General features: G+C 47.1%; 20 protein-coding genes. All 20 read left to right on the top strand.

Annotated elements, in window-relative coordinates; translation table 11 throughout:
• Window positions 1–20: 20 nt before the first annotated feature.
• The 20 genes from ACI351_RS00220 to ACI351_RS00125 all read left to right on the top strand — a co-directional run bounded on the left by ACI351_RS00220 (window position 21) and on the right by ACI351_RS00125 (window position 26,013).
• Window positions 21–1,649 (top strand): type II secretion system F family protein, encoded by a 1,629-nt coding sequence (locus ACI351_RS00220; protein WP_439733251.1) that lies wholly within the window; start codon window positions 21–23, stop codon window positions 1,647–1,649.
• The gene (locus ACI351_RS00215) at window positions 1,649–2,539 is read left to right on the top strand and encodes a type II secretion system F family protein (protein WP_439733250.1); all 891 of its coding nucleotides are present in this window, start codon (window positions 1,649–1,651) and stop codon (window positions 2,537–2,539) included. Before ACI351_RS00220 ends, ACI351_RS00215 begins: the two co-directional genes overlap by 1 nt.
• A 10-nt stretch (window positions 2,540–2,549) precedes the next feature.
• Complete coding sequence (locus ACI351_RS00210) at window positions 2,550–4,004, top strand: hypothetical protein (protein ID WP_439733249.1); 1,455 nt, start codon at window positions 2,550–2,552, stop codon at window positions 4,002–4,004.
• 15 nt (window positions 4,005–4,019) lie between these two features.
• Complete coding sequence (locus ACI351_RS00205) at window positions 4,020–5,141, top strand: HAMP domain-containing protein (protein ID WP_439733248.1); 1,122 nt, start codon at window positions 4,020–4,022, stop codon at window positions 5,139–5,141.
• 23 nt (window positions 5,142–5,164) lie between these two features.
• Complete coding sequence (locus ACI351_RS00200; RefSeq protein ID WP_439733247.1) at window positions 5,165–5,434, top strand: hypothetical protein; 270 nt, start codon at window positions 5,165–5,167, stop codon at window positions 5,432–5,434.
• 12 nt (window positions 5,435–5,446) lie between these two features.
• Complete coding sequence (locus ACI351_RS00195) at window positions 5,447–6,385, top strand: DsbA family protein (protein ID WP_439733246.1); 939 nt, start codon at window positions 5,447–5,449, stop codon at window positions 6,383–6,385.
• Between the two features lie 209 nt (window positions 6,386–6,594).
• Complete coding sequence (locus ACI351_RS00190) at window positions 6,595–8,493, top strand: ATP-binding protein (protein WP_439733245.1); 1,899 nt, start codon at window positions 6,595–6,597, stop codon at window positions 8,491–8,493.
• Window positions 8,477–9,598 carry a response regulator gene (locus tag ACI351_RS00185; protein WP_439733244.1) on the top strand — a complete coding sequence of 374 codons (1,122 nt, stop codon included), beginning with the start codon at window positions 8,477–8,479 and terminating at the stop codon, window positions 9,596–9,598. The genes ACI351_RS00190 and ACI351_RS00185 overlap by 17 nt, the downstream gene beginning before the upstream one ends.
• A 29-nt stretch (window positions 9,599–9,627) precedes the next feature.
• Window positions 9,628–10,311 (top strand): response regulator, encoded by a 684-nt coding sequence (locus ACI351_RS00180; protein ID WP_439733243.1) that lies wholly within the window; start codon window positions 9,628–9,630, stop codon window positions 10,309–10,311.
• 190 nt (window positions 10,312–10,501) lie between these two features.
• The gene (locus ACI351_RS00175; RefSeq protein WP_439733242.1) at window positions 10,502–11,605 is read left to right on the top strand and encodes a TadE/TadG family type IV pilus assembly protein; all 1,104 of its coding nucleotides are present in this window, start codon (window positions 10,502–10,504) and stop codon (window positions 11,603–11,605) included.
• Window positions 11,560–12,153 (top strand): TadE/TadG family type IV pilus assembly protein, encoded by a 594-nt coding sequence (locus ACI351_RS00170; protein WP_439733241.1) that lies wholly within the window; start codon window positions 11,560–11,562, stop codon window positions 12,151–12,153. Before ACI351_RS00175 ends, ACI351_RS00170 begins: the two co-directional genes overlap by 46 nt.
• A gap of 164 nt (window positions 12,154–12,317) precedes the next feature.
• A complete protein-coding gene (locus ACI351_RS00165) occupies window positions 12,318–13,823 on the top strand; it encodes a hypothetical protein (protein ID WP_439733240.1) in 1,506 nt (501 codons plus the stop codon).
• Window positions 13,824–13,841: 18 nt separating this feature from the next.
• Window positions 13,842–15,287 carry a hypothetical protein gene (locus ACI351_RS00160; RefSeq protein ID WP_439733239.1) on the top strand — a complete coding sequence of 482 codons (1,446 nt, stop codon included), beginning with the start codon at window positions 13,842–13,844 and terminating at the stop codon, window positions 15,285–15,287.
• Between the two features lie 15 nt (window positions 15,288–15,302).
• Complete coding sequence (locus ACI351_RS00155; RefSeq protein WP_439733238.1) at window positions 15,303–15,575, top strand: hypothetical protein; 273 nt, start codon at window positions 15,303–15,305, stop codon at window positions 15,573–15,575.
• Window positions 15,576–15,584: 9 nt separating this feature from the next.
• Window positions 15,585–17,162, top strand: coding sequence for a hypothetical protein (locus ACI351_RS00150; RefSeq protein ID WP_439733237.1), 1,578 nt, complete (start codon window positions 15,585–15,587; stop codon window positions 17,160–17,162).
• Between the two features lie 58 nt (window positions 17,163–17,220).
• A complete protein-coding gene (locus tag ACI351_RS00145) occupies window positions 17,221–18,750 on the top strand; it encodes a hypothetical protein (protein ID WP_439733236.1) in 1,530 nt (509 codons plus the stop codon).
• Between the two features lie 221 nt (window positions 18,751–18,971).
• On the top strand, window positions 18,972–22,754 hold the full coding sequence (locus ACI351_RS00140) for a hypothetical protein (RefSeq protein WP_439733235.1): 3,783 nt from the start codon (window positions 18,972–18,974) through the stop codon (window positions 22,752–22,754).
• Between the two features lie 192 nt (window positions 22,755–22,946).
• Window positions 22,947–24,620, top strand: coding sequence for a tetratricopeptide repeat protein (locus ACI351_RS00135; RefSeq protein ID WP_439733234.1), 1,674 nt, complete (start codon window positions 22,947–22,949; stop codon window positions 24,618–24,620).
• A gap of 46 nt (window positions 24,621–24,666) precedes the next feature.
• A complete protein-coding gene (gene rsmA, locus ACI351_RS00130; RefSeq protein WP_439733233.1) occupies window positions 24,667–25,440 on the top strand; it encodes a 16S rRNA (adenine(1518)-N(6)/adenine(1519)-N(6))-dimethyltransferase RsmA in 774 nt (257 codons plus the stop codon).
• A 198-nt stretch (window positions 25,441–25,638) separates the two neighbouring features.
• The gene (locus ACI351_RS00125; RefSeq protein WP_439733232.1) at window positions 25,639–26,013 is read left to right on the top strand and encodes a type IV pilin protein; all 375 of its coding nucleotides are present in this window, start codon (window positions 25,639–25,641) and stop codon (window positions 26,011–26,013) included.
• Window positions 26,014–26,039: the final 26 nt, after the last annotated feature.

Genomic DNA, 26,039 nt, shown 5'->3' with positions numbered 1-26,039 from the left:
TTAACGGAAGGGTTTTATATATGATGAAAAAAATGTACGTTTGGATATGGAGTGTGTTACTGTGCATTGCGCCGCTGTTTACGCCGGCGGACGCGCAGGCCCGTTCGCTCAGTACCAAAGACCGTACAAAAATCCATTGTTCTATGGAGAAAATGCGTATTCTGGCGGAATTTTTTGACGTCAAAAAGTCCACTTCCGAAAAAACATACGAACTCCCCGCCGAGTGCAGCGGTGGTAAGCCGCGTAAGATTGCGATGCCGGAGTGGTTTGACAAAGAACTCCCGCGTATGGAAAATACCAAAGTAGTATATGTTCCCGGCGAAGGAACCTACAGTGAAGTGGATTTGTGGCGGCAGGCGTTTTCAAACGTATATTTCTTCTTGGAACGGGCCGATAAGTCGTTGGACCCGAATATTCCGTTGGTGCTTGACCAGCTTTCCCGCGGGTTTGTATCAGACCGTATCCGTTTGGTGGCTACCTTGGACCGTCTGAACAAAGATTTGCTGCGCAATAACCAGCTTCTTATTATGAAAGACAGTATGGACGGACGTGCGCGTTCTATGCTTTCTACGTTTGAGCTGATTAATAACGAGTTTTTCAGTACGATTGAATCCTTTTCCAGTCCCGTTTCCCAAAGGGAGGACAAATACCGTAAATCCGTGATGGCTGTGGTTATTTTGTCTAATCACTTATTTTCCCAGTTTATGGGTTCTGCCATTCCTGCTAATCCGCCGGATCCGAAAATTTTTGCCACTACCCGTGCAGACCGTGCGTACAGTCTGTTTATGCTGCTATTGGGGTCAGCGTTGGCGGGTTTTGCTGTCTATCTTTTACTGGAAAACCGCCGTGAAAATATTTTACGTTTAATGGCGGAGTATAAAGAGAAAAGCCTTGTTTGGGCGGAAGATTTTAACCGTCAGTTTGTTACCATTGATATTAAATACATTGTATTTGGTACTATTGGCGTTTTTTCCGTGATGGGGCTTTTGCTGGGAATAATGGTAGGCGGGTTTGGCGGGGTGTTCGTCTTTTTACTTGTGTTGTTTGCGGGCGGGGTGATCAGTATCCGTATGCCGGCGGCGGTGTTGGATGCGCTGAAAAAAAGCCGCGGCAAACGCGTGAATGCGCAGTTAATGGACTCGCTGATTTTGCTTTCCAACTCGTTGCGTTCGGGTATGGATATTGTGCAAGGATTTGAACTGGTGTCCAAAGATATGCTTCCGCCTATCGCTGACGAATTTGGGCTGGTGGTTAAAAACTATCAGTTGGGTACACCGTTTGAGAAAGCCTTGGACGGTTTGACCGACCGCGTAGACAGCCGTATGCTTGCTTATATTATTAAGGCAATTATCATTCAGCGTCAGGTGGGCGGTAACTTAACGGTAATTTTCTCGCGTTTGGTGGAAAATATCCGCGAAGAAAGTAAGTTGGAAGAAAAATTACAGGCGATGACGGCACAGCAAAAAATCCAGTCCATTGTTGTCAGTATTATGCCGTTTGTAATGATGCTCGTTATGTTTATTTTCAACCCTTCCCAAATGATTGGCTTCTATACGAGTCCGGTGGGGATTTTTGTATTCTTATTCTGCATCATTTGGATTGGCATCGGTATGAAAGTGCTTAAGAAAATGGGTGAGGTGCGGGTATAATGGACAGCTTGGTATTTACATTAGGGCTTAAAGTTCTGTTGTCTGTGGGTATGTTCGCGGTGTTTTTGACCGTGTTTGGTCTTTTTGCCCCTAAAGAGAAAAAAGATAATTTAATGGACGTAGACGTTCGCCGTTTTAAGTCTACTTCCAGTTTCTCGCGCTTAAAACCGGAAGAAAAATTTTTGGACCGCGTGGCCGTTTTCTGTCTGCATACTTTTCATTTAGAGTCCAGTTTGGAAGAAATGCATATGCTTTTGGGCAGTCCGGACAAGCCGCAGCCCGTCGATATTTTATATACTAAAATTATCGCGTCGATGGCAATTCCGGCGGCAATGATGCTTCTTTTCCAGTCGATTTGGCCGGTAATACTTGTTCCGCTTTGTTTTTATGTGCCGGATGTGCTGCTTAAAAGCAAAATCCAGCAGCGTCAGGCGGAAATTTTAGGCAACTTCTCTACCACGGTGGACTTGGCAGCCTTAATTATTGAATCCGGTTTGGATTATTTAACCGCTTTTGAAAGAATCATCAAAATCGCGAAAGAGAAAACGATTTTGGAAGAAGAATTAGAAAAAACGATTAACGAAATTAAGTTGGGTTACTCCCGCCGTGAAGCATTAGAGCGGTTTTCCGCCCGCACGGGGGTGCAAGAAGTGCGTTCTTTGGTAGGGCTGATTATTCAGTCGGACGAGTTGGGTACCAGCTTGGTGGATTTGCTGCGCAATTTTTCGTCAGATTTGCGTTCGCGCCGTTTGTCTCGAGCGGAAAAATTGGCGGCGCAGGCATCCACAAAGATGTTGTTTCCGCTTTTTATGTTCATCTTTCCGACGATTTTTATTTTAATTTTAGCGCCGATGGTGATGGGTCTTGTCAACGGCGGTATGGGATTTTAGAGGATAGTGTATGAAAAAATATTATATTTGGGCGTTAGTTTTATCATTGGCTCCGTCCTTTTTAGGCGCAGCCGCATTTCGCGGTGAGGTTCCCACCCGCCAGCACGGTAAAGAAGAGGGAATGCTGCTGGACTTAAGCAAAATTTCTATGGGTACCTTAAACGACGTGGAAGAAAAGAAACAGTATTTGTCCACCGTTCAACTGGAAAAACAACGTATCCAAAACTATACGTTGCGTATGGTGTACGAGAATGCTTACATCCTCTATAAACACGGCGACTATCAGCGCGCGCAGGAAATGGCTCAAACCATTCTCAGCATCGATCCCAATTTTAAGCAGGCCCAAACGTTGGCCAAACAAGCTCAGCATATGGGAACGTACGGCACGATTTCCGAGGCGCAGGTAATAGAAGCCAAATTTCAAGAAACTATCCGCTTATACGATAGCGGACGCTTGGTGGAAGCGAATGATAAATTAAATGAAATTTTAACCATTCAGCCCTCTAACTCCAAAGCAGCTGCGTGGAAACGCAAAATTGATTATGATATCGCCAAAGAATACGCCCGCCGCGGAGACGTGGCTTACGAAAAAGGTGATTATCAGGCCGCGCTTGACGCGTGGTACAATTCCCTTTTAATGCGTAAGGAAGATTCTAAATTGGTTTCCAAAATTGCGGAAACAGAAAACAAACTGCGTAAACAGCAGGTGGAAGAATCGATGAAACAGGCTTTGGATTTTTATAACAAAGGCCAGTATGTGGAATCGTATGCCGTGTTTGAACGCATTACGAAAATCCAGCCCGGTGATCCGCGCGTACAGAAATATATGTCCCAGTTAAAAAACGAAATTGCCGCTGGATATTACAATGCGGGAAACAAATCGTATAATGCCAGCCGCTTTGACCAAGCTATTTCATACTGGACGAACGCTAAGAAATGGGGAGCGGATTCCGCTTCGATGGACGGACTAATTAAACGCGCCCGTAATGCGAAAGAAAATCACCTGCGCATACAGAAAGAACAGGCTATTGAGGCTGAACAGAAGGCCCAAGAGGCCAAACAACAGGCGGAGGAAGCTGCTAAAAAAGCCGAAGCAGCCCAAAACGGCGACGATATGGAAGACGATGACCCGCTTGAAACGGTGACAGTCGAAGAAAATCCTATCCCGGGGTTTAACGGCGGTCCTTTGAGCCCGAACGGGAAAGGTACCGCTTCCGGCGGTATGTCTGCTTCCGGAAACCCGCTTGATCCGAACGAAACGCTGCCTACCTTGGGCGGCACCACAAGCCGTGTGTCGGCGGAAGCCAGTGCCGCTTCCCGCGCAAAATATATTGAAGGGTTGGACGCTTTTAACCAAGACGATTACGAACGGGCCCGCGCCGCGTGGATTGTGGCCAAACAGCTTGACCCTGGCAACAGCGACGCCGATTTGGGGCTCCGTAAAGTGGAAGAGTTGATGAAATAACGAGGTTAAAACGAAATGAAACTGACATCTAAATGGATTTTATGGTTTGTTTTGGTAACGGTATACGCCTCCGTTATCGGCGGCCTGTTCTATTACAATTTGTTCAAATTCGTGTTTGATAAAAAACTCCAAAACGAAATGGTGGAAATGGTGCGTTTCCGCGCCCCGTCTTTAGTACAGGGCTTGGCGGCCCGCCCCAAAGGCGAAGCGCCGTTCGTGGAAGCCGAAATTATGAAAGGTATGGCCCGCAACGACGACCGTATTTCCAGCCTTATCTATTTAAACTATGACGGTTCCATCCGATGGCACGAAAACACCAAGTTTTTGCGTATGCCGTACACGGATTATAATAATTCCGTCGGTTTTGAAACTAATGCCGTCGTACAGGCAATTCGGGATCGTTTGCCCCGTGCCATTTTGACGCAGGACGGCAACTCCTATGATATGGCTATTCCGTTGTTGGCGAAAGACAATATGGTTGCCGGTGTGGTAAATGTAACCGTTTCGCGCGCAAACGCCAAGAAGCTGATTCACTCCTCTATGGTGCGTTATGTGTTTGGCGCGTTTATTATGGTGGTGCTGATCGGCGGGGTATTGTATTTGTTCCTGCTTCTTAAAATCTTGCGTCCTTTGCAAGCGCTTAAAGACAGCATTGAAGCCGTATCACTTAATAATTTGTCTCTTTCGTATAATGAGCGTAAAGATGAAATTGGCGATGTGGCTGATTCCATTAAATCTCTTTTGTCCAAAATCCGCGAGGACATAAAAGGGTTGGAGAATGTGGAGCTGATGTCGCTTGAAAAAGAGCAAAAATGGTGGAAAACCATTTTGGCCGTTACCGTGCCCAAAGGTTCCCGCGCAATGGTAATTGACGAAAATAATAACATCTTATATACTAATTTTGAGCTTAAAGTTCCAGGAAAAGATGTGGTGCACTTGTTGGATATTTTTGACGGACGTCAGCAGGAAATTATCCAAGTGGTGGGCGAAGCACTCGAAAATCCCACCAAGGTGCTGCGTAGCTCCGTGATTAATAAAGATGTGCAATTTTTGGTGAAAGCCGTACAGTTGCCGGATGACGCAGGCAAGAACCGCATCGTATTGGTGTTGGAGCCTGAATCAGACTCCAAAAAATAAAGGCGGCAAATTTAGGAGATTATATGAAAGTAGAAATTAAAAAAATCGGTATTTCGTCGTTGCTGTTTTCCGTATTTCCGTTGGCCGTTTTTGTGGTAATGTTGGTCAGCGCGTTTATGGAAGTGTTTAATCCGGAAGCCTCGATTAATATGGCTTACGTAATGGGGCTTGTGATGCGCGCTATTCAAGGCACGCTGCTCGTTTTGGTGTCGTCGGTGTTTTTCTTGCTGGCGTACAACTTGCTGTGCGCGGTGGGCATCCGCGGCGTACGGGTTGAATTAGAAGATAAATAAGGGGAAAAACAAATGAAAAAAATAGTTTCCGTAGTGCTTTGTGCAGCCGTAGCGGGTATGGCTTTTGCCGCTCCCGCTAAAAAAGCGGCCAAAACGCCTGCTAAGGCGAAGGCTGAATTCGTAATCGTTGAGTCCGACGTTTACTCTGCTGGAAAAGAAGATCCGCAGCTTACTGCCGGTATCGCCCAATTTTTGGATATGACTCCGTCTGTTACCAACGTGTCCTATAAAGATGCGGCGGCGGACCCGAAGCTTGCCAACTTGGATTACAGTTTTTTACCGCTTTATTTGATTAAAAAGAATAAAGACGTTCGCGCTAAACTGGAAAAACACTTGGAATATGGTTATGCGCAGGAAAATGATGACTTTATTATTTTGCCCCGACAAACCCGTAGCGGTGTGTACAGCAGCAAAACAGCTAAACCGAACGTGATGGAAATTTTTGTTATGTCCCAATGCCCGTACGGTGCAATGGCTGAAAACTTAGTTGTGGAAGCCCAAAAAGCTGGTAACTTCCCAAAAGATAAAGAAGTCCGCGTGCGCTATATCGTGGATTATTCCGACGAAAGAGGTTTTAACAGTTTGCACGGATCCGGCGAATGGGAAGAAAACGTCCGCCAGCTGTTGATCGCCAAGTACTATCCTTCCAAATTCTGGAAATACTTGGAAATCCGTAATAAAGATTACCGTTCCAGCCGCTGGGATAAAGCAATGGAACAGGCGGGCATCAATCCTAAAAAAATTATGAAAAAATTTGATACTGAAGGTTTAGAACTTTTAAAAGAAGAAGCCAAATACAGTAAGGAGTACGGCGTGAATGCTTCACCTACTTTCTTGTGGGAAGGTCAAGTCCAGTTGGATTTTGGCTCTGCTTCCAAAATTGACGGCTTTGGTTTTTTAAATCCCAATGCTTCTAAAGCAGAGGCCGCTGCTCCCGCAGGCAGCTGCTAATAAAACAATTTTGGCAGAAGGCGGGGGCTGGAATTCTTCTGGCCCCCGTTTTCCAAAGAAGGAGACTTTTTAGCGGACGGACGAAATAGCGTCTTTCCGTTAAAAATCCTCTATAAGCAGCCTCGCGCGTGCGGATTGTTTTCGTGTCGGCCGGAGTGCTTCTCCGTAAGGTACGGGTGTTTTGTTAGGCGGAAAGAAAAGAGCGGTGTATGCAAATAAGAAGATTTCGCGGATTATTCTTTAAAGCGGTTTTTGTGCTGATTCTTATTTCGGCAGTGTTGACCTGTATTATCGGGTTTCACGTAATGCGCGTAGACAGCCTTATTTTAAAAAACGAGATTCTGCAAAAACAAGAAACCGTTGCCCGCCGTTTGGCTACGTCGGCTTTACTTCACATCTCCCATACTTCTCGGCTTTTTTCCGTATTTACTGACTTGCATACTGATTTGGGCGGACACGATTTTTTAAACCAACCCGATTTGGATTATTTGCGCCGACGCAATCCGTCTATTTTTTACTTAGCGGCCTTGGACACATCCGGTAAAAAAGTATTTTCTTCCGGTACGTCAGCCGCGTCTTTTGAGTACCAAAAAGTTTTAGCCGATATTTTGGATACTTGTGTGAAACAAGGCAAAGATTATATCGGAAACGTATACCGTTTGGGTCCGAATGATTTGTTTTTGTTGTTGGCCTTTCCCGTGCTGGAACATTTGTATGACCAAAAGGTGCGGGGGGTTTTGGTGGCTGAACTGGATTTGAGGGAGATGGGAATTGCCTTGTCGCAGGCGTATCCTTTGGATATGGAAGCGATGCTTGTTACGTCTAACGGGGAAATTATTTCGTATAACGGCGCTCCCAACGGGCTGGCCCGTAACGTGCCGCCGGAACTGATGCAGAAAGTGCGCAGAATTGAAGCACAACTGGGGGAAAAAACTAGCGGCGAAGTAAAACTTTCCGACGGTAAAAAAATTCTGGTGGCTTCGGCGGCGCTAGACTTGGCAGGTTGGAAAGTATATGTGGATCAGCCGGCTAATTTAGCTTCGCAGCTGTTTTTACAGAGTACGTTTTACCCTTCTTGGGATGTGATGTTTGTTGTGCTGGGAATGCTTCTTTTTGTGTTGGGAGTGAGTTATTTGGTTATTGTTCCCATTACGCGTCCGTTGGAGCGGCTCCGCAAGGCCTCCGTGCGGCTGCGGGATGAAGAGGATGTGGTGATTAAAAAGTCTGACTTGGAATTTCCCAATAACGAAATTGGAGAATTGGCACAGGCGGTGGTGCAAATGTCAGAGGGATTGCGGGCGCGCCGTATGGAGCTTTTAAGCGCGCAGCGTGAACTTTCGCGCGTGAATCAAGAGCTCGAAAAACGCGTAGAAGAACGTACGCGTGAATTAAAAGCAGCGAGCAGCGAACTGGTAAAAACCGAACGGTTGGCTGCCATTGGCCAAATGGCTTCCATTATCAGCCACGAAATCCGCAATCCGCTGGCGGTAATCAGCAATGCCACACGTTTATTAAAAGTATTGGTGCCTTCTCCCACCCCCAAGGCGGCTAAGCAATTCGGTATTATTGAGGCTGAAATTAAACAGGCTAACAGTATCATCAGCGAGGTACTGGGTTATGCGCGTACGCGCGAGCTGATGTTGAGTACGATTGATTTGAACAGTTATTTGCGCGAAATTCTGCTTTCACAGCCTGTGCCCGCAGGTATTACTGTGCGGGATGAAATTGAACAAGAGAGTGTACGGATTAAGGTGGATGCGGAAGAAATCAAACAGGCATTCCGTAACGTGATTGCTAATGCGGTGGAAGCAATGCAGGGATCCGGTACGCTGACGGTGGGTACCCGTATTGGGCACCGGCTGGTGTGTATTTTTGTGTCGGATACGGGGCACGGGATTTCCGAGGAAGTCCGCCGTAAAATGTTTGCGCCGTTTTTTACCACCAAGGCGCGTGGGACAGGGCTTGGTTTAGCCGTAGTGGGCAAGGCCATTGCGCGTCATCAAGGAAAACTCTTTATTAAAAGTGAAATCGGAAAAGGAACTTGCTTTCAAATTTATCTGAAAATTTACAGAAAACCCGGAGATACCAATTATGGAGAAACAAATTAAAATTTTGGTCGTAGATGACGATAATAATCTGCGCGAAACACTGGTGGATTTGCTCGAAATTGAGGGGTATAAAGTTTATCAAGCGGGAAGCTCTGCCGAATGTTTGGAGCTTTGCTCCAGCGAGTTTTTTAATGTGATTCTGATGGATTATAACTTGCCCGATGATACGGGGTTGGAGCTTATCCGCAAGATTCGCGCGTTCAATCAAGATTCGCAAATTATTATGATTACGGCTTACGCGTCCATTAACGCCATTATGGAAGCGCTCCAAGAATCCGTCTACGACTTTTTAATCAAACCCGTGGATTTTGATTATTTAAAACGCAGTATCAACCGCGCACTTGACAAGTATTTCTTGGAAGAAAGCAACAAAGCGCTGCTTGCCCAGCTCAAAACGCGTAATGAAGATTTGGACCGGTTAAACAATATGAAATCCAAATTTTTTTCCATTGTGTCGCACGACTTATCCAACTCGCTGATGACGCTTAAAATGAGCTTTGATATGTTGAAAAAGAAAATGACGCCTGATAATGACCAACAGAAAAAAATGATGTTTATGGATGAATCCGTTGCACAAATTGAACATTTGATTAAAGACTTGGTGGACTGGGCCGCCATTGAAAAAGGCAAACTCCGTATTGAGAAAAACCATTTTGAACTGACGGAAAGTTTAAAGAAAACGGCCGAAATTTTTAAAGCCAAAGCTGCCAAGCGTAACATTCTTGTTACGTTTGAAAGCTGCGGTGCGGTGCCGGTGTTTGCGGACGAAAAACGAATTCGTCAGGTAATTTCCAATTTGCTTGAAAATGCTGTGCGTCACACGCCGGATAATGGAACGATTGGAATTGTTGTTAGCAAAATAGATGAAAAAAATGCTAAAGTGTCGGTAGTGGATTCAGGAGATGGTATTGAACCCGAACAGGCGCCCAACTTGTTTACGAGTTTTATTCAAGTGGGAGCGAAGGACCGCGTAGGGCGCTTAGGACTTGGGTTGTCTATTGCCAAGGATATTGTGGCCAACCACGACGGGCGCATTTGGGCGCAAAGTGACGGACTCGGCAAAGGGGCGTCGTTTAACTTTACGCTGCCGATTGCCAATGCTTAAGATTTAACAACGTTATGGGAGTATACTCAATGAATAAAAAGAAAAAAGTGACGGTGCTGATTGCGGATGACCAAACGCTGTTTCGGGAAGGGATTAAAGACGTACTGACCGGAGAAAAGTGGATTGAAGTCGTTGGCGAAGCTGCTGACGGCTTGGAGGCAGTAGCCAAGGCCAAAAAGCTTAAGCCTGACGTAGTGTTGATGGATATTAAGCTGCCCAAAATGGATGGTATTAATGCCACCCGCCAAATCCGTTCCTCCTGCCCCGAAGTCAATGTGCTGATGCTTTCCAGTTTTGAGGACGAAGCCCACGTTCTGGACGCCATTCAAGCGGGGGCCAATGGTTACTTGTCCAAAATGCTTCCGGCGGTGGAACTCGTTAATTCCATTAAAACATTTACAACCGAAGGGTTGATGATTCCGCAGCAATTAATGGGTAAGCTCTTACACGGGCTTCGCAGAATGGGCGACGGCGGAATGCCTACCCAAGCCACGCTGACCAAAACCGAAATTAAGGTAATGGACTACTTGGGTAAAGGGCTGAGTAATAAAGAACTTGCTAAAGAACTTAATTGCAGCGTCAAAACGATTAAAAACCATTTGAACAGTGCTTTTCATAAATTGGGTGTTTCCAGCCGTACGGAAGCGGTGGTAAAAGCCATTGAAAAAGGGCTGATTTCGTCGGAAGGGACGGTAATTTCCGACGAAGAATAGGAATAATTTTCAATGTGTTTAAAAAGGCCGCATAAAGTGTTTTTGGTTCAACAGAAAGGACAGGCAACTATCGAGTATGTGCTTATGCTCGCGACGATAGTTGTTGTTCTGGCAGCCTTTTTAACCGCGTTTAACACGCATATTGTGCGTTTTTTCTTTTCCTTTATTGGAATGTTGTTGACCAGCTGATATGAAAATACTCCGCCGGTGTATTTGGAAATTACAAGACCGTAAGGCGCAAATTTTGCTGCCTTCGGTTCTTTTGGCGCCTATTTTCGTGCTGGTAATCTATTTGTTGTTTGAAACCGCCAAGGTATCCATGACCAAGATCCGTCAGCAATTTGCTTTGGATAACGCGGCGTATTCCCAAATGTCCTCCGCCAGTACATATTTAAATGCGGTAGCAATGGTAAACGGCCCGCTTCCGTACCGCGTAATGAAGCAGGAAGCCAATCAGAAATTAAACCAAAAAGAACACGATGGTACCCAAATCAGCGTGTTTGATATTTTTTATAAAGGCGGCGGAGTACCTTCTATTGGGCCGGATTATGAAACGGGTATTAATAATCCGCCTCCGGCGGAGTCAACGGATTGGGGTGTGAACTATTATGAGGGGGAGTTATCGAATCTTTCGCGTAAAGATTGGATGAAAGAGAAGCCGGCGGTTCCAAGCGAGGTTGTTCCCCTTGTCAGTCAGGCTTTGGTCAAAAACTATTATTTCCCAGGGGAAGGCGTGGGCATACCGGCTTTGGTCAATTATTTGACAACGTATGCTCGTGTTGGGTCTATTTATAAATCGCAAACGTACGTTTATCAAGAATTGAGTAAAAATGCGGTTATGTTTCGCGAAGCATATTATTTAAATGTCAACGATTGTAAGCGTTCTGAGTGTGCGCGTCAGAGTGCGGCGCAACTGCGGCAGTTTATGTCTTTGTCTACTACTCCGTTTGAATTGGAAAAAATAAAATTCTTCCTTTCGGAAGCCACGACTAAAGAAGACCACCACGGAGGGGCCTTTCCTGTAGAATTGTCTGCTCGGGAGCTTTTAGATGGAGAGGGACTCTATCAATTTGCCTATTTGAATCCGGCCTCCTTAGGTAAACTGCGCACTTTATCGCGCGGCGTTCTATTAAAACAATCTTTTAAATTACCCAGAAACCATTTTAATATTAATTTAGAGCAAAAATATAAACCGTATGTCCGTACCCGCGTGCAGTTAATTTGCCCCCGTTCGGACAATAATTGCGTATGGCCACATCCGTTACCGAAATACGGTATCAAGCTGGAACCATGATGATGAACAAATTAATGTGTTTTTTTTACTCCCGAAAAGGACAGGCGACTACAGAAACCGTACTGCTGTTTCCACTTTTTGTAATTTTCATTCTGTTTGTTATCAAAATTTTTGGACTTTTGATTTTAAACCAAAAATTGGAAATTGCCGGATACTATGCGGCCCGTCGTTTTCAGCTGCAATCCCACCAAACGGATTATTATGCAAACACGTGGGACAGGCGCTTTTTGATAAAAGATATTCAAAAAAAAGTGGAAAATTATTTGGGTTTTGATAACCCGGGTATAAAGAAATTTTTAAGCTTAAATAGCTTAAAGATGGATGTCAATGTTTCAGGTACGTGGGTAAAAATTACCATTACCGCGCGCACGAAGCCGCCGCGTATTCCTTTTTTGTGTAAGTATAATAAAGACAAGGTGTGCGAAATCGACGATAAGTGTTTGAAGGGGTATGCTTTTCTGTGTGAGACTGGCGGTGAAGTGAATATTATTAAATATGTGGGCCATAACGACCGTCCGATGCCGTATATGCGTCCTGAAGACAAATAGGCTGTGTGCGGTTTTGGCGTTTTGATGTAAATTGGGTTAAAACGTCTTGACAAATGCGTATTTTCTGCCTATACTAAAGAAGTAAGCTAAAAACTCTTTGTTTGAGTATACCTGCGGGTATGGGTCAACGAGAGTTATTTATATTATTATGTAAAGGGGTTTTTATGTTTAAGTTAAAGCCGGGCAATGTATTTCAAAAAATAAATACAATGGACAAAAAACAAGCTTACACGTGGGGAGCTGTGGTGGTGGTTTGTATAATTGCGCTGATTACGCTGGCTTCTTTTTTGGGAGATGCGGAAGATACTTCTTTTGACGGATTTAATACCCGCGGGTATGATTTGGCGCAGATGCCCTTTGTAAATGACGAAGCGGAAGAATATCTATTGGCTTCCAAGTATCCGGATATGCAAAATAACGGCGCCGCGATGCTTTACAGCCAAGAAGAAAAGGAAGCACGCCAAGAAGCGGATGCCGAGGAGGAGGCGTCAGAGGAAAGCGCAGATTCGGATTCCGCGTATTCTTCAGGGGGGTATACCTCCCGCGGCTATTCCGGCCGTGGCGGCGGTGCGGGCGGCGGATCGCCCACGCAGGTAGGGTCGCTCGGTTCGGCCAGTATGGGCCGCGCGGGTGGCAGCGGCGTGAGCAGTACTTTCGGCGCTCCCAGGGGGGATTTTTCTCCTTATAAAAGCCAAGAGAAAGGATCGGAAATCCAGTACCAATTAAAAAATGCGGATGCGCAGAAAGCACTTTCGCAATTTGCGCGGTCCAGTCGTGCGGCTGCGGGGCTTAAAGATAACCGCAATGCCAACGCTAAACGTGCATTGATGGGTGGTGGGATTAAAGGAAGTGAAGCGTTTACTGATTCCGGTGTGGATATGAGTAAGGCAAGCGGACTGAATTTAGATACCAACGCTCCAGTTTCTTCAGCGGATTTGAGTAATTTGGATCAAGCCGTTTCAGATGCGGCCAATAAAGGGGGCGATGATAAAAAGAATTTCTTAAATAATTTGAACAATGAAACTAGTTTTTGGGAACAGTTGGGGCAGAACTTGTTAAATGCCGGCGTGCAGATCGGCCTTAATTATGCGATGGACAGCTTGGCAAATTTGCAAGCAAACCGCGCTGGAAATAAGGCTATTGACGGGATGTCCGCTGATAAGTTTCAGGCAGATTTACGGGACAAGTTTCCTGATGCGTTCAAAGACGGGGGGGCTTTAGCTGGGAAAGATTTGAAACAAATGACAATTAGCGATGCCTATGATTTGGCTTATGGCGAGAGTTCAGCAAAATATACGAGTTTGACGTCTAACGGGGGTTCTGTCCCTTCCGGCATGGAACCGCCCACATCCTATAAAGATTGGCGGAGTGATGTTAAAAAAGCTTGGGAACAGTATCCGGAAGCACACGAGGTGTATACTAAGCGACGGGCAGAGAGCTATGACAATAATTTTTGGGCCACACAAGGCAGCGTAATCACGCAGGCGTTTAGTGGAGCGGTAAATGGGGGATCAAACGGTGGGGTAACTGCAGCCCCTGTAAAGAGAAATAGCCGTTCTTCTCAGTCAACTTCTTCACAATCTACTTCCAGCCGTGCGGAGTGTATTAGTGCGTGTCAAGGTTATGAAGATCAGGCGGCTTGTTTTGATCGTTGTATGGGGAAAAAATAAGGATTTTAGGAGGAATTTATGAATATCTTTAAATGGATAAGGTGCAGGGCTGGAAAGATGGCTCTTTCCGCTATGCAGACGGTAGGGCTCTCTGCTGTCGTTGGCGTAGCGGGTGTTGCCGCTTGGCAGTATTTAGGTTCCCCCGCGGAAACGAATAATACATTTACTCCGGCGGTTTATAACCCTGGTGAAGTGGTGTATGTGGCGGGGGCGAATACGGGCTCTTACGCGGGCGGTTCGTATGCGGGGGGAGGGGAATCCTCATCCTCTGTGCAGATTTCTACCAACACATTTAAACGCTTGGAACAGCAAGAAATGGCGCGTCAAGCTGAAGTGGAAATGGCTGAATATGCTCCGGATTATTCCGCCGCGGCTGCTGCACCTACCCAAGCCTATCAAATGGGCGGAACGGAAGGGTTAGGCACAGGGGCGAATATGGCCAATGAATTAGATTTAAAAAATAACCCTATGGCCGCTATGACGCAGAATATGGCGGGCGTTACGGATATGATTTCCAGAGCGCAGCAGCAAGCCCAACAGCAATCTCAAGCGGCTGCGTCTGGCGGGGAGGCTCAGAAAGGGCTGCCTGCTTTGGCCAGCGCTTCTAAAAATTGGGGTTCTTCTTCCGCAACCGGCGGCTCATCTGGCAACTCTTTCAATTCCTCTTTTTCCGTGCAGGACAGCGGCAAAAATGCGGGTAAAAATATTTCGTCGGTGGACGCTTTAGCACAGGCCGGCGATGTGATGGCTTCCGCCCGGGCGCAAGCGGCGGGGATGATGGAAGGGGCCCGCATTCGCGGACGCGCTTCTTTTGGCAGCGATGGTCTGGGCGAAAGCCGAAATGCTTCGGTAAGAAAAGGCCGCAGCACCAAAGAGGCTAATGATTTAGAGTTTATTCGCCGTCGTTCCGCTGATGCCGCGAAAAACAGAAACCGTTCTGCCGTGGAAGGGGCTCGCGCCTTTTTAGCGAGTACTAAAGTTTCTGGTGGGATGATAATTTCTACTGATAACGTGACTACGGGGCAGGGACAGGGATCTAAAGATTTTGAGAGCGATTATGACACTAATCTGCGCGGTATTAAGAGCTGGGGGGCAGGTATTGATAGTGATGCTATGAAACGCGACCAAGACAGAAGTAATTTAAAGACTTGGTTATGGAGTTCTATTCTGACGGCGATAGGGGCAATGCTTGCAATTCCTTCTTTGAAACATATTAAAATTTTTGGCGTGCCGCTAGTTGCGCTAATTGTGGCGGCTGCAGCAACTGCCATTTTACTCGTTGCATTAGCAAAAGCTATCAAATTTGCAAAAACTTGGGGCGGTGAAGGTATAACAACCGCTGTTTACATTGTGACTCCTCTGTTAATTGGCGGCGTTTGGGCTTCGTTCTTCTGGTCCAGTGCTTTTAAATCTGCCTATAAGGCTGTTGGGAAGTTCTTAGGATTTGGGGCCGCAGCGGCATAGTTTATAGAGGTTAATATGCAAATAGGAAATATTATTATAGAACCTTGGAATAAGCGTAATTGTATTCCTAGAATAATTGCTTTTGCCTTGATAGCCTTGTGGCTCGGTTGGGGAGTGGCAATTTTTATTGAAGGCCGCCAGATAAACGCCCGCTTTCAGGCCCTGCAGGAAGAGCAGCAGCTAAAAGAAGAGCGTGCACGCCGTGCGGCCAGATACCGCCAATCGTTTGAGGGGCAGCAACAGCCTCAGAACCGTGTTAAGAATGCGGTGGACGGCGTAAAAGAATAGGAGAGTATTATGAAAATCCTGAATTTTTTAAAGAACAAGTCAGGCAAGCTTGTTATAGGCGCGCCCCAAGTGCTTACTATTGCTGGGGTGGGTATGATGGCCACTTACGGAGCTTTTAAGACCGACCAAATTTTGGATAACGACATTCCACTGCGTGCTTTGTCGTCCGTTGCGGCTTCATCCTCAGCTTATGATGGTTTAAACCGCCGAGCAGACGGGATGTTAACCTCTATGAATATCCAAAACCGTGCAGGAGGAAAGGGTGTTGCCGTGGGAGCCGACCGCGAACGATTGGAAGGATATACGTCTAAAAATGATTTCGGCTTGACGGCTGCGGATAATTTGGAAGCTAAATTTTCCGCTTCCGGTATCGGGTCAGCCGCGCGTATTTCCTCTTCGGACGGTTTAGGTACCGGCGGCGTGGATTTGAAGGAAATTCCTGCAGGTGGGGAAACAGGAACTATGGGATCTTCTCCATCGGGAGTTCCTTCCGTTTCTGTTCTGCAGGGATCGGCGGCTACTCCTGCTGCGGCCTCCGCTTCCAGCAGCAATTCGGGTGGACGATTGGCTGCGGCCTCTATGGCCCGTGCGTCGGGAAATTCTTTTAACGCGACGTTTGGTTCTACGGGTGGAATGGTATCCGGCGGTACCTCAGGCGGACGAAACGCAGGTTCTTCTCGTGCCTCAGGTTCGGAAGGTTACAATTTTTCCGGTGCGATGCCTAGTGGTTCCAATGTGGTTTCCTCTTATGAGACTTCGTTGGGTGGACGGGGCAGCGGTTCTACCTTTTTGGCGGGTGGACGAAATGCTAATTTCGGACGTAGTGGCCGCCGTGTAAACGAAAAAGATGATTTGAAGAAAATTTCTAAGATGTCGGCCGATGTCGCCAAAGACCGTAACCGCGGCACGGTGGCGGGAGCCCGTCCTTTTTTGGCCAACACCGCTACCAGCGCAGGGATGAGTATTGACGGCGGGGCTGATACGACGACCACGGGTTCGGCTGATTTTGCTGCGCCGGAATCGCGTAACTTAAAAGCACTTGGCGATTGGGGACAAAAGCAAGAGGATAACTCTAAGGAGAGAAGCAAAGCCCGTACGCGTTTGCTGTGGATGACTCTTGCGTTAATTGCCGCTACATTGGTAACAATGTCCTTTGCCGGTGGGTTAATTTTTAAAGGCCGTCTGGAAATATGGCAGGGCCAATTGTTGCTTTCTATGAGCCAGATGCCTTACTGTTCGGGACTGAAAGCGATGGGTCTTCAACAGATAGCTAAAGGTAAGTTACATATGACTTTGGGCTGGGTCGCTATAGGGGTAACGGCAGCTTATGCGGCCACCGTGCTTGGTTTTGCCTCTAGTTACCTTTCCAAGTATGGTGGTGGGTTTATGCCCATATTGTCGTTGCTTGTTTCTGTTGGGGCTATTGCTGGATTGACAGCTTTAGGGATAAAGGCGATGCAAGGCGCTCTTTCCTCTACTGAGATTGCTAAGTTTCAACTACAGGCAACAAAAGCCTTAAAACTAGCTGGAGTTGCCGGAGCTAGTCAAGTAGCGCAACAGGTTATAGGTGAAGCTGCCAGTAAATAAGTAATTTTGTAAGGAGGAGCCGTTTAGCGCGGCTCCTCCAAGTTCTGTCGAATCCCTTATGCAAAACCAAAACGAAACCAAAAATGAACAGCAGGAAAAACAACCGTTTTTCACTGCCGTGTGGGAGGAAACCAAAAGCGCTTTTCGATCCAAAAAAGCGTGGGTGGTTCTTGTGTTCTTTTTAGTTTTGCTGTTTATCGGCGGATTTGTGCCGGTGGGCAAAATCCCGTTCCTGCGCAATTTGGCGTATGCAATGGGATATACGCCGGATGAAACCCAAAAAATTTCGCTCTTACGGGCGCTTTTTTCGTGGAATGAACATCAAAAAATTTTGCGCGGGGAACTGCCGGATCCGGATGCCGTATCCGTGTTTGGCGAAGGCGGGGGCTTTTGGGCTTCTTTTTCTGCGCCTGCGCAAAATAAACTGATTAATCTGCGTGCCGTTAATGATTCACTCGCGCGCAAAGGCCAAGCGCAAGACGCGCTGAAAGTGTCTTATTCTGCGGCGGATACAGGGGAAGATCAAAGACCTTCGGATATTAAAATCGGCAATACAACAGTATCCGCCACTACGCGGGCTGATGCGGCTAAAACTGGAGAGGTGTTTTTTGGGGCGGACGTTTCCGCCATCGTGCGGGATAAAACGCACGGATATGATTCCGTTGGTGCGCTTAAAAAAATTGCTAACCCGAATATCACCGGAGCCGTTTCTGATGATTGGATGGGCCGCTTGGTGGATAAAGCCACCCGCTCGGATTCCGGCCTTGCTAATATCGTCAAGAATATCGATAAAGGCGGTACTCTTACCGGTTTTGGCGGGGTGCAGGAATTGGGCCAAAGCCGCGCCCATCGGGATATGTACCACGCGTGGCTGTATGGTAAGGCGGCTCGTCGTACACCTAATCTCATTTTGAAAAAAACGTTGGCATCCGCCAGTTTTGACAATATGGAAATGCCAAAGTCCGTATTTTCCGCGTCGGGCTTTTCGGGCGTGGGGATTAACTCCGATGACGTGGTGGCCGATATGGGAAGTGTCCAAAAATATTTGGAACTGGATAAAGAATGTCAGCAGGCAATACAGGACGTAGGTGATAAAGTGAGTAGTTTAAAAGAGCAAGCGCGCGAACAAATTAAAGGAATTAAAGGTTCTTTTCCCGCTACTTGCGGTGCTGTTTCGGGGAGCGGATATCCTAACCGTTTGAACGGAATCAGAAGTCTTTGTGAACAAGTAAATACGTCCTATGGAAAAAATCTAGGAAGCAAGTGCCGTATTTCTATGAATGAAGGTAAATGCACCACATATAAGTTGGATGATTTGTTTACTGATTTTTCATCCTACTGTAAGGAAGAAGAAAACAAATGTAATGCGTTGTCCACCGCATCCGCGCAAGCCGCGTGTCGTGAAAAAGTAGAGAATATAAAAGCGGAAGACGTGAAAGGTTTTTCCCAAGATGCTATCGGTGAATTGGTGGGCGAAACGTTTAACATCAGTACGGAAGACGGTAAGCCCAGAAACCCTGACGCTAGCGATTTCTTTTCCGAACTTAATATGAAGGACAGCACGTTTTGGGTGGGGAATGTGGATTAACGTAGAAAGTGCAAAATTCCCCCTTGAAAAAACGAAATTTAATTGTATAATAAGAATAGAGGTATGTTTGCTCAAGTTGTTACGGAGTGGGGGACCATCTTCGAACAACGACTTTTTATTATGGTTACAGTATAAAACGGGAGACTTTGTAAAAAGTCTGCTCGGGCGGTGAGGGGCCAACCCTCACTTTTGCAGTTTTAAAAAATTAACAGGAGGCTCTTATGCCTGAAGAAAAAAAGGATAAAAAAGTTGTTCCTTTGGCTCCGGTTGGAAACGAGGGCAAAAAGGACAGCTTTACTTTTAGCGATAAGATCAAGAACAGCAAACCTGCCGCTTCGAAATCTTTCGCTAACCGTATTTCTTCCAAAATTGGGAGCGACGGGAAACCTAAAAAAACTCTTTTTGAGAGAACCAAAAGGGATGCGCCGTTCTTTATTGCGGCCATTGCAGCTCTTTTGTTGTTGCCGTTCTTGTATAAATACTCCGGCAGCGCAGGAGAAGAGCCTTCTATGGTTACCCCTGGTTTGGAAGGAACGGAGTTTGATCCCACCCGTTCCGGTTTTGATACGCTGACGGGCGACCCCGAAAACCAGATTGCGCAGCTTTCCGGCCGTGATTCGCTGTCTTTAATCAAGGGCTTTGGCGGCGAGCCGGTAGAAACTTCGGACGACCTTCCGTACAGAAGCGATTTGGAAAGAAGCGGTTTTGATGATGATTACGGCAGCTCCAGCAATCGGACGAGCGAACGTAACGAAACGAACATCACCCGATATCGCAAACAAGCCGCGCCCGCTACGCGCGCCGCTTTTAAAAAAACCAATATCAATCCGCTTCGTAGTGCGGGGTTAACCTCTCGTGGCGGTGGAAAATTGGGTGTTGGAATGTGGGGCGGCGGTTTAAAGCAGGCCGCTAATAAAGTGCAAGCGGATGCACCTAAATCTTCCCCCAAGCCGGTTTCCTTGCAACCGTTGCAGGCGGTAGGCAAACCTTCCCGATCGTATTTTGGTCAAGGTGCGGCGGCAGAAGCCAGACGCTCCAAAGACGCTATGTCCAAAGCCAATGCGGTGCAGGCCCTGCGGGACGCGCAGATGAGAGCTATTGAACCCGGTAAAATTGGCGGTATTCTTAGCGGAGAGATGGGCGGCCCTGGCGGCGGAAACGGTAAGTTGGAGCGCAACTTTGCCTTTAACGGTAAAGAGCCTTGGTGGTGGGATATGATGAAACAACGCTCCCAAATGGAATGGGAGAAAAAATTCAACTACAAATGGGGTTGGATTGATTTCGCCACAGGGCTTGCGCAAAAACTGGCTGATGGTTTATTGTCCTGTGTGATTACAGGTACCGATGACTGGTCTATGGGCAAGATGTTTGGTGCGCCCGCGGGTGTGGGTGGTGGTGCCGAATGTTGTGGTATGAACGAAGAAAAATTCAAAGGAGCCGCTCCCAATGTGGAATTTAATCCTAACGCTTGTAAAGGCTGGGTAATTGCTCATCCTGAGGTAGGGTGTACTACGAAATGGGTTGAGGCTAAAAAGAATAAGACTTCTTTAGGACCTATTTCGCAACGCTTAGATTGTTTGAGTAATGGCGTTTTTGCCGCCCGCAAAGCGCGTAAAGCCTCCGAAGGTTTAGCGGAATTAGGCGACTGCAATACCTTCTACAAAGACGGTCATTATACCGCCTCGTACAGCGGCAAATATTCCCTGTACCATTATATTGTGGGTGTACGCAGCGCTGATTGGAAGGAATATGTCAAGGGTTCAGATAATGACCGCTACGAGTTGCTGCATGTCGGGTATATAGGCAAGGGTGCCACTTTCTCCGTCAATCCGGAGGCTACAGGGCAGCTGATGAATCAAAAAGCTTTTATTCCGCTGTTTATTGAAAGCGTTGCGGTAAAAAATAAAAAAGTAAAAAACGACAATGGTACAGTAAATCCGACCCCTAATCCAGCCATATCCAGGGACGGGAAACAAATAGCAGACTACGACCCGATGACGGGTTTAGTTGATAAGAACGGTTATACGCACGAATTGACATATAAGGAGTTCTTGGACAAACTAAGTGATGGTGGGTTAAGAGTTGGAAATGCAGTCAACCAAGAGAGCTCTGTATTAATGTCCGTGAAAGGCGGCAAACGCGGCAAAAGTTGGGAAACGGGCGCGCGCTGTGCGTATCCTCTGGCATTTGTTTCCTGCCACGATACGGCGACGGCTGGCGTAGATTTCGGTGATCTGAAAACGTTGGGAAATCCGGCGGCGTTTTTAAGCTTCCCCAATGTGGGTAAAAGTGCAGCCAAAGCTGCGTCAGCGAAGGACGTGCAGAAAATGTTCCGCGTAACGTACAGAGTGGAAAACCGTTTAAATGCCAACGATGCTCCGAAAGGCTACTTTGTCCAGACGATTGACAATACGCAAGATTATGTTCCGGAAGAAGTATTAGCGAAAAACGGCGGCAGAGAAATTGCCGCCAAATACAATATCGCGGCTTCCGGAAAAGGTGCCCAAGCTGTCCTCAACGCTATGGGAGATGCGGGTGATGCCACCAAATCCGCCGCGGTAACGTGGGAAATCCGCCAGTGCTGGAATGCTGAAACACCGTGGAGCTTCGGCAGAACGATTGCCGACGGCGCTTGCGGACGAACTTGGAATGAGAAGGCAGGTGGCGTGAACGCTAAAGACTTGCCCGGTATTGTAGTATCGTCTGCCACCTGTGTGTACGGCGACGAAGGCGAAGTTGTTAGTATTGAGCCGGAACCCCGGACAGACTGCGATAAAGGAGCGCGTGAAACGAGACAAAATCCCGACAATGGTTGTGATGAAGTGCGCACTTGCCCGAATGGATATTGGACCGAATGGACCAAAACGAACCCCGACTGTGTATGTAAAGACGGAACAGTGCAAAATTTGCCGGATGATCCGAAAGGCTGCCACTGGCAACAAACGTGCCGTAACAACGTCTGGGTTAAATCTATGACGAATCCGAACGATCCCCCTTGTACGGGTGCTACTCCCCCGACTCCGCGCACTAAAGTAAGTTTCTATACCGACTTTACTAAAATGCCGGATCAGGTCTTGTCGGAGCAGGCGCGTTCTAATCCGAGTTCCGAAAATGCAGGTGCTCCGTGGAAGAGGTGTGAGATTCGGGATATGTCGAACACGACGATTTATATGGATCAAAGCACTGTCGATTTCTTGACACAGGCTATTAATAGTTATAATGGTCAGGCAAAAGAGACTGAAATGAACGCCTATGATGCACAACAGATTGGTGAGAATGGCGCGATGGTGGCTCAAGTGGTAGATGCTATGCGCATTATGCAAGCCGTAGGGAAAAACAATGTGCCGAAAGATACGGTTTGTGCGGTAGGTAAGGCGATTGCCAGTCAGTCTAGAGATCCGCAGGTTACTAAACGGACAAATGCATTGGGTTCCTTTTTGGCCTTTATTGGCTACGACTCTTCGTTCTACCCTACGAATTTCTATCGGAAGGAGAGTGAGTCTGAAGGGACAAAATATAGAGATGATCGTTTCTACGGTTGCGCAGGTGGAAAAGTTTACAAATATAAGGGTACCACCGATATGTCTGGCTACCACTATGGCCTTTATAACTGGAATGAAGCGGAGTATAGAGATCGGAATTTAAATGGTTTCGATAGAGATCCCTATATCAATGTATTAAAGGAAGGCATCTGGAAGGACTTTCCGTTGCAGGCATTGGCTAAAAAGGGAGATCAGCCTCTGTTTACTCGTGTAGCAGCAGGTACGTTAGATGGAAGCACCAATAAGACGATTGATGATGTGAACAGACAACAGTATCATAAGGCCTATCAGAGTCTGTTGAAGATCAACGAGTCTTGTGAATATGGACAAGAGACAATGAGTATAGCGGATGCGTTAAAATATATTCAAGTGTTATGTGAAGAGGGCGCCCGAGAGAAACCTGAGAATGGCCGTGCTGGTCTGTGTGGCCAAGCGTATGAAGAATCTAAGTATGCGCCGTAAAGTCTCAATCTATCCCCGAGAGGAGTTTTCCTCTCGGGGATGCTTTTTTTAGCGGAGTCAGATCCCGACAAAATCACTCGGGGATGACTTAATTAATAACAGCGGAATTTCCTACTACGCCCCTACGGGATAATCCCTTCCTAACCCCCTTTTTCATTTGCCCCGTTCTTCCCTTTTTTCTATCATATACGTATGCTCGTTAAACGGATCAATTCCTTTTTGCTGTGTGCCGTCCTGGTGATTGCGGGGCCCGTGCCCGCGCGGGCGTTTTTCCCGTTTTCTTTCCGTAAACAGGAACTCAAAACCGATTACTCCCAAACCGTTTGGGATCAAATTATGCGGGACCAATCCGCCTCCGATATGCGCCGCGGTATGGGCGAAATGGCTCAGGCGCGCTATCGGGAAGCTTCCAACAGTTTTGCCAAAGCTGTAGTTAAGAACGCCAAAGACCCTATGGCGCACCTGTTGTTTGGCGCGTCCTTGTATTGGGAAGGCAAGGTGGATGAAGCCATAACGGAGTACAACGAGGCCCTTCGCCTGTCGCCCGATACCGCTATGGCGTACCAGTTATTGGGGATTGCGTACGGCTGGAAAGGCGATGTTGCGCAGGCGCAGGAATACTTTTTAACCGCTAATAAATTGGATCCGAACAAGGCCGATACCCATATGAATTTAGGCTCCACATACGCCGTACAAAATCATTTGGATAAAGCCTTGGAGCATTTCCGCCGTGCGGCGGACCTCGCGCCGCGCGAGCCGTTGTATCACTACCAGTTAGGTACGCTTTACGAGGCTCTGGGGCGCGACGGGCAGGCGGAAACTTCATTTAAAAAAGCGTTAAAATTATTCCCGTCTTACGAGGACGCACAGCTTAGTTTGGGGGCTTTGTACGAAAAACTGGGCCGCACGGAGGACGCGTTAAAATACTACAAAAAAGCCGTAAAAACCAAATCCGGCGATTATGTGGCCCGCCTGCGTTACGCTTTTTTATTGGTGCGGCAGGGGCAGGAAGATAAAGCGCGCCGGACGTTGGAGGAAGCGTTTTCCATTTCGCGTTTTAAGCAGGAAGGGCTTGCATTAAACGCGGTTTACCGCGCAAGTGGACGCAGTGCGCAGTCGTTTGAAAAACAAATTGAAAAATTTCAAAATAGTTTGTCTAATGTCTCTGCGGCGAAAGCGGTTAATGTGGAAGTGTCTTTGGAATATGAGCCCGTTTCCGAGGGGGATTTATCTGCCCAAAACACATTTGAACGGGCGTATGAACGGCTGCGGGCCGATAACGCATTCGGAGCTTCTGTTGTTCCGCGGGCGTTTAAGCGGAGGTTTACGCTCCCCGCCGCCGACGTGCAAACGCGCGAAAACCAAATAGCGGAGTTTATCTCCGGCGTTCGTCAGGCGGTGGCGCGGGAAGAGGGGAAATATAACGTCAGTTTGTCGCTTCAGGGCCGCACGGCGGATTTTGCGTCGCCGCGCTCGCTGACGCAAAACGACGGGGCTCCGCCTAAGGCCGTGTACGATCCGCGCATTGTGGGGAACGATATGGGGCTTTGGGTAATGGGTAAAACGTGGCTTAAATTTGTAGATGACGCAGCGGAGGAATTACAAGATTATTCCTGTCCCGCCGGCAATATCTGCGCGCTTTTGACGGGCCTTGCCGGCCTGGCGCGCGGGGACGCTGCGGCGGCGCAACATTCTTTTGAAGAAGCCGTGCGATCGGCGGCGGATCCGCTCGGCTGGCTTGGTTTGGGTACGGCCGCCGTAGTGGCGGGGGAGGACGAAGCGGCCCAGAACTACTATCGCCGCGCGGTGGAAGCGGATCCCGCCAATAAAACGGCCTTGCGCAACTTAAAAGTGTTGGAGGAGTAGCGGCAGTTTTTTGTTGTGTTGTTTTAGAACGTCCCAAAAGGATTTTATGCAAAAATACGGACAGCATTTTTTAATTGACCGGAATGTCATCAACCAAATTGTGGATGCGGTACTGTTGCTGCGGGTGGAAAACTTGGTGGAAATCGGCCCCGGAAAAGGAGCATTGACACAGCAGCTTATTGCGCGCGGACAAAAAAATTTTACAGTTGTGGAAATAGATCCGCAAATGGTTTCCTACCTGCAAACGCATGTACCTGCAGAAGCGGGTATCAAAATAGAGCGGCACAATTTTTTGGAATTTAATTTATCTCTTTTGCCGCACGGGCCGACGGAATTTGTCAGCAATTTGCCGTATATAGACGCGGCGGATATTTTGGATAAAGTGCTTGCTTATCCGTTCTTTTTCTCAGCGGTGTTTATGTTCCAAAAAGAACAGGCGCAGCGTATCCGCGCCCAAGCAGGGGAAGAATTTTACGGGCCGCTTTCCGTGTTCAGCCAACTGCGCGCGCGAATCAGTCCGATTTGTAAAGCGGGCCGCGGGTGTTTCAGTCCGCCGCCGAAAGTGGAAAGCGCGGTGCTTGCTTTTGAAAGATTAAAAGAACCTGTTTTTATATCGGAAGAAGAATGGCAAAAATTTAAGAAGCTGGTTTTATCCGCTTTTGCGCATAAACGAAAAACGGTGTTTAATTCACTGACGCTTTGTGGATACCCAAAGGATGTAGTGGCGGATTCTATTGCTAAATTAAATTTATCTCCGACCGTGCGCGCCGAGCAAATTTCACCACAAAATTATGTGCAATTAAATAAATTATTATCGTAAGTTTTGGAAACAAGCTAAACAAATCAAGGCTTTTTTGAAGGCCTTGATTTGTTTTTTTTTTTGATAACATAAGTCATTCCGAGAAGTTTCTGCTCGGGATCTCCCTTTTATGGTTTATTTCGTTAAAAGCGGTAGATTCTGAGACCCTGCAGGCCGCCAGACTCATCAGGATAACTTTTTTGACAGGAGAAAACGCATATGAAAGGTTTTAGTGCCGTCATCCTGAATTTATTTCAGGATCCAGCCATTAATAAAAGAAAATCTTCCGCTTGGATACTGAAACAAGTTCAGTATGACCATACGATTAAAGGTTTTACGCTGATCGAACTGTTGGTGGTTGTGCTTATCATCGGTATTTTGTCCGCCGTGGCGTTGCCGCAATATCAGCGTGCGGTAGTCAAAACGCGTGCGGCGGAATTGGTGGCGCAAACAAATGCGCTTTGGCGCGCGCAACAGTTGTATTTCTTAGAAAACGGAACGTATACGGAGAATATGGATGATTTAACGCTTTCGCTCCCTGCAGGGTGCGAAAAAAACGCCGGCAATTCCTCTGTGTGCGGGCGTATCGTTTAGGAAAGCAGAGAGGCGGGCGGCTGGCG

Origin of the sequence: Candidatus Avelusimicrobium sp. (genome assembly GCF_051874775.1) — a bacterium.
GTDB lineage: Bacteria > Elusimicrobiota > Elusimicrobia > Elusimicrobiales > Elusimicrobiaceae > Avelusimicrobium.
The sequence above is the reverse complement of the archived record's forward strand: the minus strand, read 5'-3'. Positions and strand labels throughout refer to the sequence as shown.

Coding starts and splice junctions, on each gene's coding strand:
- ACI351_RS00185 (WP_439733244.1), top strand. CDS start 8,477: ATGGAGAAACAAATTAAAATTTTGGTCGTAGATGACGATAATAATCTG.
- ACI351_RS00220 (WP_439733251.1), top strand. CDS start 21: ATGATGAAAAAAATGTACGTTTGGATATGGAGTGTGTTACTGTGCATT.
- ACI351_RS00150 (WP_439733237.1), top strand. CDS start 15,585: ATGAAAATCCTGAATTTTTTAAAGAACAAGTCAGGCAAGCTTGTTATA.
- ACI351_RS00125 (WP_439733232.1), top strand. CDS start 25,639: ATGAAAGGTTTTAGTGCCGTCATCCTGAATTTATTTCAGGATCCAGCC.
- ACI351_RS00165 (WP_439733240.1), top strand. CDS start 12,318: ATGTTTAAGTTAAAGCCGGGCAATGTATTTCAAAAAATAAATACAATG.
- ACI351_RS00200 (WP_439733247.1), top strand. CDS start 5,165: ATGAAAGTAGAAATTAAAAAAATCGGTATTTCGTCGTTGCTGTTTTCC.
- ACI351_RS00210 (WP_439733249.1), top strand. CDS start 2,550: ATGAAAAAATATTATATTTGGGCGTTAGTTTTATCATTGGCTCCGTCC.
- ACI351_RS00170 (WP_439733241.1), top strand. CDS start 11,560: ATGGCCACATCCGTTACCGAAATACGGTATCAAGCTGGAACCATGATG.
- ACI351_RS00195 (WP_439733246.1), top strand. CDS start 5,447: ATGAAAAAAATAGTTTCCGTAGTGCTTTGTGCAGCCGTAGCGGGTATG.
- ACI351_RS00135 (WP_439733234.1), top strand. CDS start 22,947: ATGCTCGTTAAACGGATCAATTCCTTTTTGCTGTGTGCCGTCCTGGTG.
- ACI351_RS00190 (WP_439733245.1), top strand. CDS start 6,595: ATGCAAATAAGAAGATTTCGCGGATTATTCTTTAAAGCGGTTTTTGTG.
- ACI351_RS00155 (WP_439733238.1), top strand. CDS start 15,303: ATGCAAATAGGAAATATTATTATAGAACCTTGGAATAAGCGTAATTGT.
- ACI351_RS00140 (WP_439733235.1), top strand. CDS start 18,972: ATGCCTGAAGAAAAAAAGGATAAAAAAGTTGTTCCTTTGGCTCCGGTT.
- ACI351_RS00145 (WP_439733236.1), top strand. CDS start 17,221: ATGCAAAACCAAAACGAAACCAAAAATGAACAGCAGGAAAAACAACCG.
- ACI351_RS00180 (WP_439733243.1), top strand. CDS start 9,628: ATGAATAAAAAGAAAAAAGTGACGGTGCTGATTGCGGATGACCAAACG.
- ACI351_RS00175 (WP_439733242.1), top strand. CDS start 10,502: ATGAAAATACTCCGCCGGTGTATTTGGAAATTACAAGACCGTAAGGCG.
- ACI351_RS00205 (WP_439733248.1), top strand. CDS start 4,020: ATGAAACTGACATCTAAATGGATTTTATGGTTTGTTTTGGTAACGGTA.
- ACI351_RS00160 (WP_439733239.1), top strand. CDS start 13,842: ATGAATATCTTTAAATGGATAAGGTGCAGGGCTGGAAAGATGGCTCTT.
- rsmA (WP_439733233.1), top strand. CDS start 24,667: ATGCAAAAATACGGACAGCATTTTTTAATTGACCGGAATGTCATCAAC.
- ACI351_RS00215 (WP_439733250.1), top strand. CDS start 1,649: ATGGACAGCTTGGTATTTACATTAGGGCTTAAAGTTCTGTTGTCTGTG.